Source organism: Lysinibacillus fusiformis (assembly GCF_016925635.1).
Taxonomy (GTDB): domain Bacteria; phylum Bacillota; class Bacilli; order Bacillales_A; family Planococcaceae; genus Lysinibacillus; species Lysinibacillus fusiformis_F.
Map to the genome: position 1 here is coordinate 4,648,032 of NZ_CP070490.1, position 15,183 is coordinate 4,663,214.

At 37.9% G+C, this 15,183-nt stretch carries 16 protein-coding genes and 1 riboswitch; of the genes, 7 read left to right on the plus strand and 9 right to left on the minus strand.

Annotated features, from left to right (window positions below):
• Nucleotides 1–110 precede the first annotated feature (110 nt).
• Nucleotides 111–1,667: an S-layer homology domain-containing protein gene (locus JTI58_RS23000; RefSeq protein ID WP_205443981.1), complete on the plus strand. Its 1,557-nt coding sequence runs from the start codon at nt 111–113 to the stop codon at nt 1,665–1,667.
• A gap of 593 nt (nt 1,668–2,260) precedes the next feature.
• Here JTI58_RS23000 and JTI58_RS23005 read toward each other — a convergent pair.
• Together JTI58_RS23005 and JTI58_RS23010 are read right to left on the minus strand one after the other, a co-directional pair.
• Entirely contained in the window at nt 2,261–2,725 is a 465-nt protein-coding gene (locus tag JTI58_RS23005) for a GNAT family N-acetyltransferase (RefSeq protein ID WP_205443982.1), read from the minus strand.
• Between the two features lie 242 nt (nt 2,726–2,967).
• Nucleotides 2,968–3,948 (minus strand): DUF2268 domain-containing putative Zn-dependent protease, encoded by a 981-nt coding sequence (locus tag JTI58_RS23010; RefSeq protein ID WP_205443983.1) that lies wholly within the window; start codon nt 3,946–3,948, stop codon nt 2,968–2,970.
• Nucleotides 3,949–4,124: 176 nt separating this feature from the next.
• Here JTI58_RS23010 and JTI58_RS23015 point away from each other — a divergent pair, with 176 nt between their 5' ends.
• From JTI58_RS23015 to JTI58_RS23030, 4 genes are all read left to right on the plus strand, one after another.
• On the plus strand, nt 4,125–4,349 hold the full coding sequence (locus JTI58_RS23015; RefSeq protein ID WP_205443984.1) for a hypothetical protein: 225 nt from the start codon (nt 4,125–4,127) through the stop codon (nt 4,347–4,349).
• 385 nt (nt 4,350–4,734) lie between these two features.
• Nucleotides 4,735–4,872 carry a YjcZ family sporulation protein gene (locus tag JTI58_RS24970; protein ID WP_243456223.1) on the plus strand — a complete coding sequence of 46 codons (138 nt, stop codon included), beginning with the start codon at nt 4,735–4,737 and terminating at the stop codon, nt 4,870–4,872.
• A gap of 363 nt (nt 4,873–5,235) precedes the next feature.
• Nucleotides 5,236–5,520 carry a hypothetical protein gene (locus tag JTI58_RS23025; protein ID WP_205443985.1) on the plus strand — a complete coding sequence of 95 codons (285 nt, stop codon included), beginning with the start codon at nt 5,236–5,238 and terminating at the stop codon, nt 5,518–5,520.
• 87 nt (nt 5,521–5,607) lie between these two features.
• A complete protein-coding gene (locus tag JTI58_RS23030; protein ID WP_205443986.1) occupies nt 5,608–6,084 on the plus strand; it encodes a GNAT family N-acetyltransferase in 477 nt (158 codons plus the stop codon).
• Between the two features lie 172 nt (nt 6,085–6,256).
• On the opposite strand, the gene JTI58_RS23035 is transcribed toward JTI58_RS23030, so the two are convergent.
• From JTI58_RS23035 to JTI58_RS23050, 4 genes are read right to left on the minus strand one after another with little or no spacing between them, the layout of a single operon-like run.
• Nucleotides 6,257–6,610 carry a YhjD family protein gene (locus JTI58_RS23035; RefSeq protein ID WP_205443987.1) on the minus strand — a complete coding sequence of 118 codons (354 nt, stop codon included), beginning with the start codon at nt 6,608–6,610 and terminating at the stop codon, nt 6,257–6,259.
• The gene (locus JTI58_RS23040; RefSeq protein WP_205443988.1) at nt 6,594–6,929 is read right to left on the minus strand and encodes a YolD-like family protein; all 336 of its coding nucleotides are present in this window, start codon (nt 6,927–6,929) and stop codon (nt 6,594–6,596) included. Before JTI58_RS23040 ends, JTI58_RS23035 begins: the two co-directional genes overlap by 17 nt.
• 11 nt (nt 6,930–6,940) lie before the next feature.
• Nucleotides 6,941–8,200: a Y-family DNA polymerase gene (locus JTI58_RS23045; RefSeq protein WP_205443990.1), complete on the minus strand. Its 1,260-nt coding sequence runs from the start codon at nt 8,198–8,200 to the stop codon at nt 6,941–6,943.
• Nucleotides 8,197–8,418, minus strand: a complete 222-nt coding sequence (locus tag JTI58_RS23050) for a transcriptional regulator (protein ID WP_205443991.1) — start codon at nt 8,416–8,418, stop codon at nt 8,197–8,199. The genes JTI58_RS23045 and JTI58_RS23050 overlap by 4 nt, the downstream gene beginning before the upstream one ends.
• A 244-nt stretch (nt 8,419–8,662) precedes the next feature.
• On the opposite strand from JTI58_RS23050, the gene JTI58_RS23055 reads away from it, so the two are divergent.
• Both JTI58_RS23055 and JTI58_RS23060 read left to right on the plus strand, forming a co-directional pair.
• Nucleotides 8,663–9,319 carry a cupin domain-containing protein gene (locus JTI58_RS23055; RefSeq protein ID WP_205447547.1) on the plus strand — a complete coding sequence of 219 codons (657 nt, stop codon included), beginning with the start codon at nt 8,663–8,665 and terminating at the stop codon, nt 9,317–9,319.
• A 97-nt stretch (nt 9,320–9,416) separates the two neighbouring features.
• On the plus strand, nt 9,417–9,899 hold the full coding sequence (locus JTI58_RS23060) for a DUF3231 family protein (RefSeq protein WP_243456224.1): 483 nt from the start codon (nt 9,417–9,419) through the stop codon (nt 9,897–9,899).
• Nucleotides 9,900–9,945: 46 nt separating this feature from the next.
• Here JTI58_RS23060 and JTI58_RS23065 read toward each other — a convergent pair whose 3' ends face one another.
• The 3 genes from JTI58_RS23065 to lepB form a co-directional block, all read right to left on the minus strand.
• Complete coding sequence (locus JTI58_RS23065) at nt 9,946–12,552, minus strand: cation-translocating P-type ATPase (protein ID WP_205443992.1); 2,607 nt, start codon at nt 12,550–12,552, stop codon at nt 9,946–9,948.
• A 253-nt stretch (nt 12,553–12,805) separates the two neighbouring features.
• The gene (locus JTI58_RS23070) at nt 12,806–13,996 is read right to left on the minus strand and encodes an MFS transporter (RefSeq protein WP_205443993.1); all 1,191 of its coding nucleotides are present in this window, start codon (nt 13,994–13,996) and stop codon (nt 12,806–12,808) included.
• A gap of 73 nt (nt 13,997–14,069) precedes the next feature.
• A riboswitch (purine riboswitch) is annotated at nt 14,070–14,169 on the minus strand.
• A 399-nt stretch (nt 14,170–14,568) separates the two neighbouring features.
• Nucleotides 14,569–15,129 (minus strand): signal peptidase I, encoded by a 561-nt coding sequence (gene lepB, locus JTI58_RS23075; protein WP_205443994.1) that lies wholly within the window; start codon nt 15,127–15,129, stop codon nt 14,569–14,571.
• Between the last annotated feature and the right edge of the window lie 54 nt (nt 15,130–15,183).

Consider the following 15,183-nt stretch of genomic DNA (forward strand, 5'->3'; position numbering starts at 1 on the left):
TTACTATTTTGATCAAGCTATTTCACTTCAAATTTGTTATTCATTACCAATAGAATTTAACGGTTTAAACATGCTATCATTTTGTGGATATTGGTTAAAGCAGGTGAATGATGAAAAGAAAGCTTATTTATACAATTATGTTCGTTTTATTTTGTTTCGTTTTTTTAGTGAATCACCTATCTGTCTCTGCAAATAGCTTTGATGATATAAAAAAACTGCCGAATCAAATGCAACAAGAAGTACAAGATTTAATAAAAAGAAAAATTATTAAGGGAACAACACCAACAACCTTTTCCCCAAACACGACGATTACTCGTGGTCAGGTTGTCATAATGATGGGACGGTATATCGAACAGAACGGCATTGCGAAGGTTGATAAAAATTGGGAGGAAATGGATCGATTTATGGATATGCCTCTTCGTGTGAAGGACCGTGAATTGCTAAAGTATTCAACATTACTTTACGATAATGGTATCTTTAAAGGTGAAAATGGGCATCTAAATCCATATCAACACATGACACGAGAACAAATGGCATTAACGTTAAACCGACTTATGGTATTAGCACGTAAATATTCATTGATTGACTATGCATACGATTTACAAAGTCATGTAGTGGATATTCAGAAAGCAAATAAAGAAGCTAGACCATATATTCAGGCACTTAATGCTTTAGGTATTTCAAATGTAGATACCTTCAATCCTAAAAACAGTGTTACACGTGTGCAGTTTGCTTCGTTTTTATCGAGAACAATAAAATTAATTGAGCGCAATCACCATGTTATTCATTTTGAAAAAACAGCTGAAGAGCTCGGGTTCCAAAAGATTTCAAATGTAACAACGATCAATAAATCAAATTTACATGTGTCCTTTTCCAATTCGCTTCTTCATATTTATGCACGCTATGATGGTAACTTTGCCATCGACGAAGAAGTGCTAATTGAAGGGACTAGCCTTTTTGGTCGTCCTCATGAATCAAGATTACAGCTAAGAAATCAATTTATGCAACCGAATGCTTTTTCCATTATAAATAAATACATTCCAGGTCAACATGGATATGTCAATATGAATCTTTTCTTAATGCATAGTTTTACAGATGCGCATTACAAATTATTAGATACAGGAAAAGAATATGGATCAGAAGCAGGATATTTAGATAAACAAGGTATATCTATGTATTTCATAGACAGTGATTCTGGCATAATAGAGCATACAATCAATGGAAATGTATTATCTATTAAAAATGAAGAAATTATAAGAACACCAAAGACGGTGCATTACCGATATTACTTCGACTATCAAGGTGTGATGGTTTCTGATACAGCGGCCAAGAATCATATTGGTGATAAGCGTTACACAGTAACAAATAGTGGAGACGTTCTATTTGAAGGAAAATCACTAACAGATCGTACATTTTATTATTTACCTATAATTCGACCTGTACCTTTCCATACTTATAATGATGATTTCGGTGGATTTGCATATACCGATGACGTGACATTGCAACAAATTTTAGCATTCCACAAAACTGATGGACAAAAATCAAGTATTCCAAGACAATACATGCATCCAAATGTGCTAGTGATTGATGGGAAGAAAAATATATATGGTACAATTAATCTACGGGATGCAACGTTCGGGACTTTTGAAGAGATTAAAAATTATTAATATTTTTATAAATGAAGAAGCCATCTGGTGATGTTATTTTTTAAACGCCAGATGGTTTATTTTTTCTGAGCTAGATCGGCCTAATCTGTCATTTAGCACCATCCCATTGTTTGAACCCCCTCCACAGTGTATTTGTTTCTTATGCTCTTTCTTGACAAAAAGCGTAGTCAGAAAACAGATTAATGATGTAAAAAACTTTTCACCCTTATTTCAATTACTTTTCAATTTACTTACAGTGGTAATGTTCTTAAGTCCTTTCACATACATTAATGTCGGGATAGCACCTTTAACATCGCCCCCAAGATGTTTTTGTACAATGCTATCCCTTTTTACATACTTTGTTTAGCCGCAGATTTTTTCATGATTTAGAGCGAACTATTCATTAACAACCCGTTGCATCGTTCTTGGGGAGGTTCTCCTCATTCCATCAGCATACTATGACTTTGCGGCATTTATATTTTGCACTTTGAACAGCTAAGGTTGCTTTGATAACACACTAATTTTCCTACCTTTTTTTGCAAATTCTGTCTGTAATAATGAGTAGATCAACATATCGCTACTTTGTCCTGTAACACTATGATATTCATATTGTCTTAAATACCCTTCGTTAGTAACTTCTTGGACGCAATGTTTTCTGTAGCAACAGTTGCCTGTATTCTGACCAGACCTAATTGATTAAAGCCAAAAGATAATATTTCATTCACCGCTTCTGTCATAATGCCTCGATGCCAGTATCTTTCCGATAATTCGTAGCCTATTTCAGCTCGTTTTCCTACAAATTCACTTAAAAAAATCGTTCCAATTACTTCATCTGTCGACTTGTCAGCAATGGCAAAACGAATAAGCCAACCCTTTTCATAGCCTTCGTTCCAACTATTAATGACTTCATATTTTTTTTCGAGTGACTCTGGTCCGTTCCAATCCAGATAACGATAGACCTTTTCATTTGAATAATAGTTGTATAAGTTTATAGCATCCTCTGGTTTTAACTTTCTTAATTGAATTTGCTTCGTTTGTATTGTCGGAAAAGGTGTTCCTAATATTTTTGTAAAACTCATATTTCTCTTCTTTTTTTCGAATAATTGTGAACCTTACATAAAAGAATATTTGACAGTTAGTGCTCATTAAAGAGAATAAGCCACTGCGATTCAAAACCGTAGTGACTCATTGTTTGTTGCTTTTTAATTGAGAAAGACCTATCATTACGCTGCATGTTTTACTAGTTCACAAGGGAATCCGTAAGCAAAAGTGCTCTGTCTTTAATTTTGGCCCCTCACAAATAAGTGTCATCCTAAAATAGTTATTGATAGTGTTCCAAGTATTTTCCTTCTTCAAAAATCTCTTGTGCACTTAAGGCTGTCCAATCCTCTGGTGTTTGATTAGGATGCAAGTCAAGATAGGATTTAACCATCTTATAGCCTTCACTGTAACCGTAATTTTCCGGTAATCCTTTTCCACCATATAAAACTTCTGAGGTACGATTACTATCATACTTAGTTAAATCAGGTTCTACTTTAGACCATAATTCCTTGTTGTAAGTTACATTCTTTGGTGTATAGCCGATGTTGGGATAAACAGATTTTTCAAACATAACTGCTTTTCCTTCAAAGACGATATTATCCAAAACCGAAACCTCGACATCTTTATTGAAATATTTTTCCGCCCAAACGCTGTGATGGTATTCGTGGGCAACAGTTGACTTTATACCATCATCCAAAACATTTAGATTAAGCGGGATAATTATTTTGCCCGCCCCAACTGCGAAGGGTATTCTATTATTGGTTGCGGAAGGGAATACGCAAACGGCTACATCACTTTGAGAGGGTAAGAGGTCTGCGGATTTCAAAAGAGATTCTTGAATGGCTTGATTGATTTCTGCTTTACGCGTCTCCATTTTTTCACTTACCACTTGTATTTCTGTTAACCTGTTAGGAACCGTATTAAGCAGGGTTTCTGCCATATGATAATACTCCCCATTTTCAAAACAATCCTGGTAGATTGGTTGAATGATTTCCTTATTATACAGTTCCAAGGTTTCCGAAGTTGAAAGATTCGGATTCTCTTTGACCTTTTCAATATAGGGATAAAACAGTTGATTGGCATGAATGATTTTGTATTTTTGTTTGGTTTGAGGGTGCTCAAATGAGAACACCATCTCTTCGTCATCTGTTATTTGCTCTTTCTCGTGAAGTTGGCTCTCCTTTTTTTCAGTTGGTGTGCATGCAGCAAGCATGAGTAGTAAGAAGCCTAGAATAAATGTGATCCCTATTTTAAATTTCATCATTTCTCCTCCCGATCGTTAATAACTCATAATTCTTTATAACCCCAATTATAACTTATATTACCATGTAAATGATGATGAAAGAAAATAGATTCACTAATATTTGGTAACGTTTTAGTAAAGGCAAGAACCTCTAGTCACTCCTTTCATATATTATAGTGAAAGGGGTGACTATTGTGCCTTGGCAACATAAAATTCCATATTTAATCGGTCAGCCCGTTGGTGTTTCTTTCACAAATGGTCAAGGAACTTCCGGTGTCCTCTGTGGCGTATCAGGTGGAAAGCTTCTTGTCCTTGAATATTTGTATCAAAGTCAATTTGCCTTAAAGCAGTACGATCTTCATATGATTCATGATGTGAACGGCTTCCCTTCTTGTCATATGCAGCAGCCGTTATACTAAAAAACATCCTAGAACGGATGTTTTTTTACATAGTGATGAAAACAAAACAATTAGTAGAATTTGTTTCATTATTTTTGATGCTGTAACTAGTTGGAAGCGAACACAATAAGTGAATGGGCTCATCGTACACTGACATAACGGAAATCACCCCCTCCCCTTGCCAAAAAGTCTTTACCTGCTCGTGATAGCATTTTCTAGTGCTGTGCAGGCTAACAACTAGCTCAAGCTACTATTTCATCATAATAATAAGGTAAAGCGTTCAAAATGAAGGTTCAACTCAGGCAATGATTTGCTCTTTCACATTTTCTCTCATTGTGGCTTGGCTCCATAACGCTCCCCCTTTTGTCCTGTACATACTTTAGAAGAAAGAAAGGAGGTTTGTTTCATGAGTTACTATGGAAATGTTAGTAATTTCAATAGTTACTGTGGCGGGGACAATGGAAGTGGCAATAGCTCGACATTCGTGCTTATTGTTGTACTATTCATCCTTCTTATTATCGTTGGTGCTAGCTTTATGTGTTAATTGATCGCCTCGGGCTTTAGCCTCTATTCCATTACAGAAGCTAAAGCCTTTTACAATGAAACGCTACCCAGCTATTCCTCTAAACTCCCCCTCTTCGTTTTTTTCTAGCTCATTTTATTTTTGACAAACAATTAATAGCTAGCGGCTGAGATAGATAACTATCTTAAACAGCTAGCTTCACATACTAATAGTAGTGTAAAGTTCTTTCAACTTTACTTTATACTCCTTTATGGTACTTTGGGTCACTTTCGTCCAAGTGACCCTCTTTTAGCAACTGCTCGTTTAGTTTCTCCTTTTCCCTATCAAGCGGAATCATCGAAACATTCCTACAACAAATTCGTTTTTATAGGAAGGAGGAAAATAATGAGAATTAATTTAAATTTTTGGTCATTTATTTTATCTTTGGGTTGCATCCTACTATTTTTTCTATCAGGCACATTGAAAGGCTTCTTTGACACACATCTTCATTTCCATCCATTACTATTGACACTTCTCTTGTCCATTGCCTGCTTTTATCTAAGCCTGGTCGGCATGAAAGATGTGAAAAATTTAACGACCTTGCTTCGAGGAATTTTGACAATGGTAATCACTCTTATTGTGATTATTAGTATTTCTTTTATTTTATTTTTTGGTACCCTATTAAGTTAAAATGACCTGCCCCCATATTATTTTTATACAAGCCTCCTTGACGAACATTTGTTCTATGTTTAAAATATAAAAAAAGGAGGCTTTTTTATGCAAAAAACAACGAGTATTGCGTTAGTACATTTCTCTAAAAACTACGTAGAACAGTTAAATCGTTTTGAATTACCTGAAGAACAACACCAATTTACAGCTCTTCCTAAAGAGATTGCGATTGAAAAGGTAGGACAATATCCGATTGTGATTTTAAGTGATGATGTACCTGTTGGCTTTTTTGTTCTTCATGCAACGGACAGGGTTAAGGAGTATTCTAGTAATCCTCAGGCCATGTTACTAACTGCCCTATCCATCGATCATCAGCAGCAAGGTAAGGGCTATGCTAAAATGGCCATGTTTGCTCTTGCTGATTTTGTGAAGCAGGAATTTAAAGAATGTAACGAAGTGGTGTTAGTCGTCAATCATAAAAATATAGCTGCACAGAATTTGTATATCAAAGTAGGCTTTGTGGATCATGGCGTAAGAAGAATGGGGCCTATTGGTGAGCAAACCGTTTTGAATTTGCCGCTATAAAGGTAACGTCACCCATTTATGTAGCCGATGTTCGTATCACCTATCAATTCAATCGTTCTAACAATGAATTTCTTGTTGAGCAAATGGATGTGAAACCTATCGAGAAATAAAGCCAGCCAAAAGCTGACCATTTTTGTCATCAGCTTTTGGCTTTTTCGTCGTAAACGTCAGCCTAGGCATTGTGTAGATGTTTATTCATAAGCTCCTCCACCTGGATTTTTAGCGCTTGATTGGCATAGCGTAGCACCTCATCATTGCCTGCGGTAGCCACTTGCACATCACTAAAGTAGTCATCAATCCGGTGCCAGCCAACTAATCGTATTTTTTGTTGGGCGAGCTGACGTTTCAATTGAAAATAATCTTTGTGTAGCTGCTTTAACAAGGCATCCATGGCAGGTAAAAATACACGCTTCATCTTAAAATGTTCTGCCACTGTCAGATCGTGCTGCAAGGATTTCACGGCTAAATCAAGCAGCAAATATTGATGTAATAATCGTCGTTGCTCTCCATTAATCACAGCCATCATCTTCTATACGAGCAGCATAAATATATCTTAAGGGAATATGCTTCGTTGTGGTAATGGTTTCAAGTAGCAACTGCTCCTCGTTCATTGCTTGAATGGTACCTCCCCATTGCACATAGTTACCATGTTCCCATATAGTTAACATAATATAGTTATGCTGTACGAATGCTCGTGTGATTGTTTGCTGTAATTCTTCAAGCTCCCATTCAGCATGTTCCCGAGGTGACTCTGTCAACATCTCTTGTTTCCACGCCTTCAAAAGCATTAAATGCTCTGGTAGCATCATCGCTGTCCATTTCATCGTTCCTCTATCTCTTATCATTTTTTCACTCCTTATGCTAAATGCCCACCAACTAAGCGATTCCGTGAAATAGCCGTACCAGCGTTTGTATAGGAGGCTGCGCGTAATAAGGCCACCACTCCATATTTTCTGCGAATCGCATCCATGACATGACCAATGACCTGTCGTTGTTCCCTCCGCTCATCAAATAAATCAAGTTGAATACTACGCTCTGGCTCTAGGTTTGTCAGTCTAACCGATAATTGACGTGCTGGCTCACCCGCAAAATGCTCATCTAGTAAGGCCAGACATGTCTGATACATGACAAGGGTCTCATTAGTTGGACTTTCGATGGTTCTTGAGCGATGGAACCCTTTCGTCATCGCATTGCGACTGTAAGAGAGCCCCAGGCTAACAGTCCGCCCGACATAGCCTGCTTCCCGTGTACGTCGCATCACATCCTCACACATTTCTAAAAGTACAACCGCAATATCCCTTCGTGTGTGATAATCCTTCATGAGCATTTGGCCCTTCCCAAAGCTTAATGCCGCATTGTTCACTAATGGCTCACCTAATGTGGAGAGATCAATGCCCCATGCATGGTAATAGTATTGATTACCCATAATACCAAAGCGCTTTTCTAATTCGGCTAAATCGGCATGGGCTAATCCACCGACTGTTTGGATGCCCATCGCATTTAAATTGGCTGCCATCTGTTTCCCAATCCCCCACATGTCAGACAGAGGACGCACGGGCCAAAGCTTTGTTGGCACATCGGCATAGGTCCATTTGGCAAAGCCTGTTTTTTTTGCCTCTAAATCTAATGCTAATTTAGCCATCAACATGTTTGGTCCCATGCCAATGGCGGACGGAATGCGAAACTTTTCATAGATGTCTTCCTGAATCAATTTGGCTACCTGCTCAGGCGAGCCCCAAAGTTGCTCCGTGCCTGTTAGATCTATAAAGCTTTCATCCACACTATAAACATGGATCGCCTCTGGAGGGACATATTGTGCAATCAGACGCGTAATGGCCATGGACATCTCTAGAAAAAAGGACATTTTTGGTTCAAACAACTTAATATCTGGGTGTTGGGGAATTTCATAACGCCGATTCCCTGTTTTAATGTTAAATTTTTCTTTCATCACTGGTGATGCAGCCAGCACAATACTACCAGGTTGTTCAAAATTACCGATGATAGCAATTGGATCTGTCAGCACATCTAGCCCTTCTAGCATGGCAATACAGCTTGCATAAAAGCACTTCATATCAATACAAAAAATATCTCTTTGTGGGAAGTCGTCGTAATTCATATGACCTCAGACTCTCGCTGTAAAATAGGCAGAAGTGCTAGAACATTGTTAATAAGAAACGTACGCTTCGCTAGCCTTGTAAAGCAAAAGGCGGTAAAGGAATCACCTGTGATGTTGATGATTTTCACGCGCCTTTTTGTAATAGCACCTGATTTCGCTATATACATCATGTGGACGATTTGGTGACGGTGCATGGCTTTTATTAACTGTTCTTTCATGTTGAATGCTCCTTTACTGACTCTGTTTACGTGCGTTACATGTTGAACAGAGTTTTTCATAACTAAGAACAAACGTTTGTGTTTTCATTATACGCACATACGTTCTGAAATAGAAGTGGTAATTTTAGCTAATTTTTATCCAGACAGATGCTAGCGGCATCTAGGCATTTGTGTAAGTCTAGAAGCCCTTAAAACATAATCTATGATGATGAATAGCTCAATTTACATGAGAAAGGATGTAAGTATCAGCTCAAATATCGATTATAGCTCCCCTTCTGCAGCGTTCACGTTTGATGTCAATAAAAGTAAGCTTTTTAAAAAAGACTCCCGAAATTACATTAATATTCTCGGTGTGGAACAATTAAATACATTAGAAAATACATCTTTGCTTGATATTTTTTTAAGTAAAGACAATGTCATCGAGCCACATTACCATCAAAATGCAGCCGAGCTTGTCTATTGTATTGCAGGAGCAGCAACGGTTTCTCTATTGAATCCCTTTACCAAGAAAATTCAAAACTATCCCATCAAGCCTGGGCAAGTTGCCAATATACCACAGGGCTGGTGGCATTATGAGGTAGCAACAGAAGATAACACACATCTACTCGCTATTTTTGATGCGCCAACGCCAGAGGTCATTTTAGGCTCTGATATCTTAAAATTCACACCAGCCAATATTATGGCCCATACGTATTGTTTAGATGAAGAGCAATGGAAGAAAACTATTGCACCGATTGTTCCTACAACTTATATTGGACCAGCAAAAGGCTGCAATCGTGTCAAATCAGCAACCGATCAAGCCCCTTATAAACCAACCATGCCACAGCAATATATGAAACCATGTCCATACCCTTATCCATATCGTTACCCTCATACGTATCCTTATGGCACCTACTATTAGCGACCTACTATTCATTTTTTATTGTAAAAGATGAATAGAATGTCATTTACTGCTCCATCCTAATCTTAAATCAAACTAAGAGTTAGGAAGTGTCAGGATGACAATGATAAATGAAAATCTAGCATCATTACGATTTAAGGAGATTTTTAAGCTTTGGTCACAGCTCGGTGTCAATCAAGGCTATATTGCTTCAAGCCATGCTTTTTTTAAGCATACGCGTGATAAAAACTTAAAAATCCTAACATTGGAATTTATTCAATGTTTAAAAGAAGAAAATAAACAGCTAACACTGCTATTAAAGGAAAACGGTGTGCTAGCACCAACAGCCTCGATAGAGTACAGCAAAATGAAAATAACGGATATCCGTGGAAAATCTTTCATTAATGATAGCGAAATTAGTGCTATTTTATCGATGAATATTGCCTCCTCTTTGATTGCCGTAAGCCAAGCTTTAGAACTGGCAGTAAAGAAAACACATCTAACCAAGTATGGTGAACTCCATATGCGTTATGCCCTACTTGGAGCGAAATTGATTGACCTAAGTAAGAGTAAAGGCTGGTTATTAGCCTCTCCACGCTAAAAAGAAGCCTCCGTTTATTACCTAACGGAAGCTTCTTTTTTATCTATTATCGATTTCTCACAAACAGTAGCTTATACCATTGATTGACTAGGAATGGTAACACCGATAGGCTATAAATAAAGCCTAGCTGTGCTAGTGTTAATGGAGCTACCTCAAAGACCGTTGTAAGCATTGGCATAAATAAAACAATGTGTAAACTTAGCACACCAATGATAAAGGCAAACCACGTATATTTATTCGAAAATACACCAATAGCAAAAATGGATTGTTTGGATCGAGAGTTAAAGCCATGCACTAACCTCGATAAGCATAGTGTTGTAAAGGCCATCGTGCTCGCTGTTAACGTATCGCCTGTCGATAAACCGATTTGAAACGCAATAATGGTGGAAATGGCGATTAATATCCCTTCAAGCACGACTTGTGTGGTAAAGGCTTTATTTAATAAAGGGGTATGAATGTTTCTAGGCTTGTCCTTCATTGTTTTCTTATTATTTGGCTCTAAACCGATGGCGATAGCTGGCAGACTATCTGTTAATAAGTTGATGAATAATAGATGGACAGGTGCAAAAGGAACAGGTAAGCCCAGAACCGTTGCATACAACACGACAAAAATAGCGCCTGCATTTCCAGATAATAAGAACAGAATGGCATTTTTAATATTTGTATAGATGCTACGGCCATTGGCGATTGCTTTAACAATCGTTGAAAAATTATCATCAGTTAAAATCATGGACGAGGCATCTTTTGCAACCTCTGTTCCCGTCACGCCCATAGCTACCCCAATATCTGCTTGTTTCAGAGCAGGGCCGTCATTGACACCATCCCCTGTCATGGCTACAACATGCCCTTTATCCTGCCATGCTTTAACAATACGGATTTTTTGGGCTGGTGTAACACGAGCATACACAGAATAATCATGTACTTTATCTTGTAACTCTTGATCGGTTAGACCCTCGAGTGCATGTCCTTCTATCGCTTCTGCTGGATTTTGTAAAATACCAATTTGTTCGGCAATAGCCGTTGCTGTAATTTTATGGTCTCCTGTAATCATGACGGGCTTAATACCTGCTTTTATACAGCTTTCCACAGCCTCTTTTGATTCTTTTCTTGGCGGGTCCATCATTGCCACTAAGCCCACAAAGATTAAATCTCGTTCCGCTCTTGTATCGACTTTTTGTAGCGGCAATACCTCCTTATAAGCAATGGCTAACACCCTTAAGCCATTCATAGAAAAATCACGATTCATCGCCTCGATTTTCTGACGATGCTGCGGGGTCATCTCAAAAATGCCTGTTGATGTTTTGATTCGTGTCACTTTTGGCAAAAGTACATCTAAAGCCCCTTTGGTAATCATGACGGGTTGCTTGTCCATCTGATTGACAGTGCTCATGAGCTTCCTCGTCGAATCAAATGGAATTTCAGCCAGGCGTGGATATTGCTCGCGGATATTCAATTCATCTAAACCATACTGTTTCCCCAATTTCACAAGCGCAATTTCTGTAGGATCGCCGATTTCTTTCTGCTCACGCTCTACAGCATCACTACATAAAAGGGCTTTTACCATTAGCTCTTTTTCCACTGGGTTCGTTGGATTAAGCCAGTCATGGGGAATCTTCTTCTGGTCTACAAAAACTTCCTGTACCACCATTTTATTTTCTGTTAAAGTACCTGTTTTATCGGAACAAATGACCGATACACTCCCTAAGCTTTCAACAGCATACAGCTTGCGAATGATCGCATTTTCCTTCGCCATCTTTTGGGTGCCAAAAGCTAATACGATGGTCACAATGGAGCTCAAAGCCTCTGGAATAGCCGCAACAGCAAGAGATACGGCAAACATAAAGGATTCCACTAAGGCTCGTCCTCGGATAAGGTCAATCGTAAAAATCGCTAAACAAATCAAGGTAATCCCTAATGCTAATTTTTCACCGAATTGATCGAGGCTAATCTGTAACGGTGTTTTCTTTTCCTTGGCTGTATCGAGTAAATTCGCAATTTTTCCGATTTCCGTCTGCATCCCGATTGCCGTAACCATCACGATCCCACGTCCATTGGTCACAAAGCTTCCTGAGTACACCATATTTTTCTTATCTGCAATGGTGATATTGTTTTTTCGAATAGGGTCTGTACTTTTGGCCACAGCTATCGATTCGCCTGTAAGAGAGCTTTCGTTGATGTGTAAATTATGGCTTTCTAGTAGTCTGCCATCTGCATTGATATAGTCCCCTGCCTCCAACATCAGAAGGTCTCCTACTACAATTTCTTCAGAAGGAATTTCTACTAGTTGATTATTGCGCATGACCTTGGCAATGGGAGAGGTCAAGGCTTTCAGATTATCTAGTGACTGTTCTGCCTTGACATGCTGCACTGTACCTAAAATGGCATTTAAAATAACCACAATCATGATCACAATGGTGCTTTCTACTTCTCCTAGTAGAAAGGAAACAATGGCAGCAACGAGTAAAATGATGACCAATAAATCTTTAAATTGGCCCATGAAAACAGCCAACGTACTTGTTTTTTTCCCTTCCTCTAATACATTATAGCCATAGACCTGTTGCCTTTTTTGGACGTCATCATCAGTCAAACCTTGTGTGGTGACGTTCAATATCTTCATGACTTCAGCAGATGATTGTTGATGAAATTCAGTCATTGGGTTCTCCTTCCATTTACAAGAGATGAAGGTCTCCTACTATTTTTCTTGAAAATAATATTCGCTCTTAAAATCTCAAACTCCTCAAATCTGTAAATTCATTAACTACAACAATCTATTCCATAGGTAATTAGAGTATGCTAAGAAACCATAGAGAATTTAATTTTGGAAAGCGTATGAAAATAGATTCATGCAGACCAATTAAAAAGGTATTGGGATGGCTTTCCCAATACCTTTCATGGCTGTTGTTCTATTATGAGTTATGTTGTGCTGATTGATAATCTACGTGCTGCTCCTGTCCAAGTGGTGCTCTTTTAATAGAGAAGATGGCACAGCCTAAAGCACCGAGAACTAGAATCGTACCGAAGCTAGCTAAGTGCATAACAGATCCCGTCCAGGCAAACATTGCGCCACCAACTGCTGATCCGATAGAAATACCAATTTGCAGGGCAGCTGTATTTAAGCTTTGCTGAATATCGGATGATTGAGGATCCGCCTGAATTAAGTAATTTTGTAATGGCGGTGTCAGTGCCCAGCTCAACGCACCCCATAAAACTGTAAATACTAAAAACAGTGGTAAGGCAATAATTGTATAAGGAATACTGAATAAGACAATGGCAAAGGCTGAGACAATTAAAATAATGGCTTTACTTGTGCCAATTTTATCACTGATCCAGCCACCTACAGCATTCCCGCTAACAGAGGCAATACCAAAGATTAAGTAACAAATACTAATCCATGAAGCACTCATATCAAATGCCTCTACTAAAAATGGTGTTAAATAAGCATAGAGCATGTAATGACCAGCTAGCATAAACAAGGTAGTTAACTGCGCTGTCAGGATTTTTAAATTCGCCAGAGATTTGATTTGCGCCTTGAGTGGCACTACTTCTCCAATTGGCATTTTTTCAAGTAATAAGGCAATTAATATCATTGAAATCGTTGATAGGATACTAATACCTAAAAATACAGCTCGCCAGCCAAACGCTTCTGTAATAAAAATACCCATTGGCACACCGATCACCAGCGCAGAACTTACCCCCATAAAAACAAGCCCCAGTGCTTTAGCACGATGGCGAGGCTCTACGATTTTAGTTGTAATCGTTAATGATAAAACAATCACTAACGCTGTACTCATAGCTGTGAAAATACGTGCGATTAGCACAATGATAAACGTTGTACTAAAGAAGGTCATGAGATTTCCTAACGTAAAAATAAATAAAGAAATAAGGAATAAGCGCTTGCGTTCCACCTTGGCTGTCAAGGATAGTAGGACAGGCGCAGAAATCGCATAAACAAGTGCAAAAATAGTAATTAATTGTCCCGCTGTCGCTAAAGACACATCTAAATCCTCTGCAATATTTGGCAGGATTCCACCAACAATTAATTCAACTAACCCTACTGCAAAGGTAGTCACAGCAAGAATATAAACTCTCCAATTCATCGTAATCTCCCCTTCGTTACACGCTCATTTTTGTAGGAGATTGTTTTAAAACAAAATAAAAAATCCTGACTACAAAAATAAAGCAAAGTTTTGTAGTCAGGATTTTATGGTTCCTGGTAGAGACCCTCAATCCATATTATTGAGGTTATACAGATCAAATATTTACTTTAGCTATAGTAGCACATCAAAATTTCATTGACAATAGCTTTTTTTATAGAGTTTTTTACATCTAACAATCTTTTCATCGAGAGAAAATTTCGATTTTCTGCTTATATTTCGACGAATTTGACCATATATAATAACATACAATAACTATTTTACGAGGTGATTGTTTGCGTATAGTAGGATTTGTCTGCTATTTTTTAATACTATTTTATGGCGTAGAATTAGTAGAAGAAGCGTTCACAAATGAAGAAACAGCAATGCAATCTCCCATGAAAAGTAAGCCATCGCCCATCAAGGAAACCGTTGAAAATTCAAGGATTTGTGTCTATTATCCCACTTATAAAAGCTGTACCGATTTACCCCAACAATAAAAAAGAGGCTACTCAATGGAGTGACCTCTTTTTTCATCATTTTGAGCCAATATGAAAATGACTAAATGGATAGAGTATTAATTTTGATTCACCGTAAACTGCATCCTCTGAAATTAAACCATAATGGCGACTATCACTACTTTTTAGACGATTGTCACCGAGCACAAAATACATGCCCTTTGGCACTTCTTTTTCATTTACTAATTGTTCCAATGTAAAGTTTTCCGTAATGCGTAATTGATTAGGATCATCCGTTTGACGGTTAACATAATCTTCTTTGTATGCTTTGCCATTGACATACAATACATCGTCTTTCATTTCCACTTTATCCCCTGGAAGACCAATGACACGCTTAATATATAACTCATCCTCAACAGGTGATTGGAAAACAATTTGATCGAAACGTTCGATTTTACTTGTTTTACTTACAATAATAATATCCTTATCATGGTAAGTCGGGTACATCGATGCTCCCTGCACTTTAATCGGCGCAAATAAAAATTGCTTACAGCCAAAAACAACAACAGCTGTAATGACAATAATTTTGATGTAGGATACTATTTCTTTTTTTAGATTGGATGTTTTTTCCTCTTGCATGCTCATTCCCCGATACTGTTTTTTAATAGTATAACATTTTCTCACTATTATTGA